At 32.4% G+C, this 4,568-nt stretch carries 1 protein-coding gene and 3 pseudogenes; 1 reads left to right on the forward strand and 3 read right to left on the reverse strand.

Features of this window, described 5'->3' with window-relative positions; genetic code table 11:
* Window positions 1-1,290: 1,290 nt before the first annotated feature.
* The 3 genes and pseudogenes from lip to CD172_RS12605 form a co-directional block, all read right to left on the reverse strand.
* Window positions 1,291-2,484, reverse strand: a pseudogene (lip, locus tag CD172_RS06450) (YSIRK-targeted triacylglycerol lipase); the annotation flags it as partial.
* A gap of 488 nt (window positions 2,485-2,972) precedes the next feature.
* Window positions 2,973-3,647: pseudogene (locus CD172_RS06455) on the reverse strand (IS6 family transposase).
* A 335-nt stretch (window positions 3,648-3,982) separates the two neighbouring features.
* Window positions 3,983-4,084: a type I toxin-antitoxin system Fst family toxin gene (locus tag CD172_RS12605; protein ID WP_000228874.1), complete on the reverse strand. Its 102-nt coding sequence runs from the start codon at window positions 4,082-4,084 to the stop codon at window positions 3,983-3,985.
* Window positions 4,085-4,502: 418 nt separating this feature from the next.
* On the opposite strand from CD172_RS12605, the pseudogene CD172_RS06460 reads away from it, so the two are divergent.
* Window positions 4,503-4,568: pseudogene (locus CD172_RS06460) on the forward strand (IS6 family transposase); the annotation flags it as partial.

Here is a 4,568-nt window from a genome sequence, read left to right on the forward strand (position 1 = left end):
TTCAAATACTTAAAAATGCATTTAACTACAAATACTTTTTAAGTAATACATTCCTTTTATTTAGTATATTCTTAGACATACTAAAACCTTAGTGGCTAATTTTAGCAATTTTAATCATCCCCTTATTCAATTAAAAATAATAGGCTTATGGTTCTTTTAAACAATGAAGTTATATTGCTGAAATTAGATATTTCTGTGTATATATTGATACTATTGAAACACTTAAGTTATTAGAATATTATAGTACGTACTGTAGTTTTTATTATTAAATTTTAAAGACTCTAAAATGTGGCATCTGGCTTCATAAGTTAACTTGAGTTCTTCATCAAAAATTAACAAGAATTAAAAAATCTGAACTAGTTATAATGTAGGCTATATAAGACAATTGAAAACTTTAATAATAACTTCAAATTTCATTTTAATTTATTGTATTTGGACATATATTTGTTACTAAATACCTTTAGATTATTAACTAGTTAATATAATATAAAAATAAATGTTATAAAATAAATGTAAAATACTATATTAATTATAAATAATGATTTAATATAAGTTAATGAGGAGAAGGTATATCAATAAAATTATTTTTATTGATATGTTTCTAAGAAATGCTACTTGCACGCTTTCTAATAACAATTAGCTTTACATCATTAGAAATATACATCGATATCCTACGTACAGTGTTATAGCTGTAGAAGTTTGGCTATATTCCCTACGATAGAATCGTTATTTTCAAAGTAAGATAAAATATCCTTTCAAGAGCGAATGTCATTTAAGCTCTTGTACTTTGCGAGTATCCATTCTTGATAACTGTTGTGTGATGCCCATTCTTAATGTCACAGCCTGACAAATTCTAGATGGATACAGTAAAATACTTTTGTAAAATAATGAATAGACCTTTCTAATCATTATATGATTTTTAAATTTTTACTTTCATTCTGATTATTTCCGATATGTCACTAAATATAAGTACTAATATTTCTCCTAAATTTGTTTAGGAACTTACAATTATAGAGATATTTGTGCTATTTTTATTTAACACAAAAATAACGGCTAGTGGACAAATCACCAACCGTTAAAAGTATAAAACCGATATTTGTACTGGTTTTTATTTGAAATATGAATAACATTAATTTGTTTTGTTTATAATATCAAAAAGTTTGCAATATTAAACTTTTAATAATTTTGTATAGAATTAATTAAAGAATACGTTTTTGATTACGCGGAAAAATGATACGATGAGTTGAAAAACGTCTGCTGTCATGGGTTTCGCCTCCAATCTTTTGAATTTTATTTAGATGAAGTTAAGAATTCGCTTTGAACTAAATCATCCGCCAATTGATGCCAGAACTGTTGTAATTCTGCGCGTGTACGTTTTGTATCTGTACTGTCTTGACCAACAAAGTCCACGTGATCCCAATCATGTCTTGTAGATGTCACTTGCCATACACCTTTTTGGTTTTTATCTGTGGCTGGTGTGAACGCTTCATTAAATGGATGTTGTGAAGAAATCACGGAAACGAGACCGTCATTTTCACGCCATTCTTTTTCAGTCGCTTTACCAATTAAATTAGCAGTCGCTGTGAACGGGAAGAACAGATTGTAATCTGCTTTTTGTTTACCGCCAATTGAAGCATGAGTCGCTTCACCTGTATATGTTTTATAAACGATATTCGGATTGACTGTTGTTTTACGATTTAAATCTGTCGCCCCATCACGTGTTAAGTCGTTAAATCCATTGTCTTTTGATTTCCATAATTTAGAGTTTTGCACCCGTTTTACATAGTCTGCATAAGATTCATTCGGTTGTTGTTTTAAGCCCCAATGCGCAAGGCCAAAGTCAACTCTTGAATCTTTATTACCAAATTGTTTACCGATATCGAAAACAAGCTGACGCACAATCGGTTCATTGCCGGCTAAGTCAGAAGCGTGTGTTCCGTTATGTGGTGTGCCTAGGGTTGTGATAGAGGATACCATATTATCATGGCCGCCTTTAAATAATGGAGAAATGTCGCCCCCGTGTTCTTTTTGATAAGCGACTTCTTCAGGGCTACCATTTCTAAGTAATTCTTCTAATTGACGAATGGTTTGACCCCCCATACTGTGACCAACGAGATGTACTTTTTTACCAGGTTGCCAATCCTTATAAACCCCTTCGTATGTTTTACCATAACGTTCGTGCCCGTATTTAGCTGCATGGGCTGCACCGTAATCCACACGTCCGCCTTTGAGGTAATAATAAAGTTCAACGGCACGATCATAGTTGCTTCCAAAAGCACTGATACTTGCTTCATAAGATTCATAACCGTTTTCTTCCAAATCTTGGCGAATATTCATTTTATCGCCACCCCAATAGTGAGAAAGCATCGCCGGGTTAATGTCATCTGTAAAGCCGTTAAAGCCATGGACTAAAATGATAGGATCATGATTTTTAGCAGAATCTTTGTTTAACGTCGGTGTGTTCTGTTGATTTTGATTATGTAATGCGAGATTAGGTTCCTGAGCAGGTTGTTGTTCTGCCGCTTGTGCTGTACTTGCTCCTACAAGTAATGATTCCGTGATTAAAAGTGTTGAAGCGATAACACTAAAATGTTTAAAATGCCTCTTTTTAATTTTCATCATCGAATGCCCCCTAATGTGATAAGTACTACGCTTAAGATTAGATGAAGATGTTGATTAATAATCTAGGGATGAAACCAAAAAACTTACTGATAATCGCTTTAAATTGTTCCATAATGGACCTCCTCTTTGTATTAGATGAGAAAGCGCTTCCAAATCACTATAAAAAAATAAAGTTTTTGGCGCAACTCTAAAAATGAACAAAATATTAAAAATTATTTATTTTTTTATTATGTTAACTTAATTTCACAATTTTGTCAATAATAGGGTTGTATTGCAAAGATACAAAGAAAGGTTCTGTTGCAAAGTTAAAAAATAGACCTCTAGATTCATGTTTAAAATAATACTTCGTATTAACTCGCTAGCATGATGCTAATTTCACGGCATGGCGAAAACCCGTAGATCTGAAGAGATCTGCGGTTCTTTTTATATAAGCCATAAATACATTCAATGCCTTTGATCGTATTCTTTGCCGTATTGATACTTTGATAACTTATTTTCCTTACTTTGATATGACGATAATCTTGTTCAATGAAGTTATTTAAATATTTAGAGGTACAATGACAGTTCGGGCTAAATTGAAAATCTTTGATTAGTTTAGACATTGCGACCTTCGTTGAAGGCGCTTGATCTGTAATTATCATTTTGGGTTTGCCGAATTGCTTGATAAGACGCTTAATAAACGCATATGCCGCATGATTATCTCGTTGCTTACGTAACCAAATATCTAATGTATGGCCGTCTGCATCAATCGCACGATATAAATAGCACCATTTGCCCTTAATTTTGATATATGTCTCATCGACACGTCATTTATAATAAGCTTTTTTATGCTTTTTCTTCCAAATCTGATACAAAATCGGTGCATATTCTTGAACCCAACGATAGACTGTTGAATGATGAACATTGACACCACGTTCTCTTAATATTTCAGATATATCACGATAACTCAATGCGTATCTTAGGTAATAGCCAACGGCTACAGTGATGACATCTTTATCGAATTGTTTATATCTGAAATAGTTCATACAGAAGACTCCTTTTTGTTAAAATTATACTATAAAGTCAACTTTGCAACAGAACCATAGTAACTATGAATTAGTTAAAAATAATGAGTAATTATTAGAAATACTAAAGTTAAAAGAAATTTATTTCGAAAATTCTTTGAAAAACGATCCTCTTTATATCAAACAATATGAAGAATTTAGAAGTTTACTTTAGTGCGAGTAGTCTGAATACATGTTTTGCATTTCTTCATTAACTAGTGTTATAATTTAGATAACAAGAGCTTCGTGCATTATATGCACCAATCCCCTCACTACTCGCAATAGTGAGGGGATTTTTAGGTGTTGGCTAATATCGCCTATTTTTTCTTATTGTTACGTGTACGTAGCCAATGCGTAAATAACGCAACAATACAACCACTGATGACTGTGGTCGTGATGTGAACAAGAGCTTCGACCATCTGATATGCACCTCCTCTCTGCGTCTAAATTTGACGCCTGAGAGATAGGCGACTTCATTATTATACCATCTGCACCTTTTAAAGCATATGTCCTTCCGATAAGCCTACATGTGTTAATTATATTACTTTTATACGCACTCCTAGCATATTGGATGGATTTGATTCACTTTAGGAAATATCATTTCACTCTGCATGGCTACCTATTTTTTTAATCTCAAATTACTCAACACTTATTTGCATACGGGGCTGGGACATAATTCCTAGCCAAAAAAGAATCGATTAGGTAAAAACATTTTTACTTAATCGATTCTTTTTATATATTATTTCAAAAAAAATAAAGCCCTCGCGTATAATAATGAAGGTTCTGTTGCAAAGTTAGAAATATAGTATAATAGTCAACAAAGATGAGGTGCAGAGTATGAATTATTTCAGATATAAGCAATTTGACAAAGATGTCATTACTGTAGCCGTTGGCTACTATCTA

Origin of the sequence: Staphylococcus agnetis (assembly GCF_002901865.1) — a bacterium.
Classification (GTDB): domain Bacteria; phylum Bacillota; class Bacilli; order Staphylococcales; family Staphylococcaceae; genus Staphylococcus; species Staphylococcus agnetis.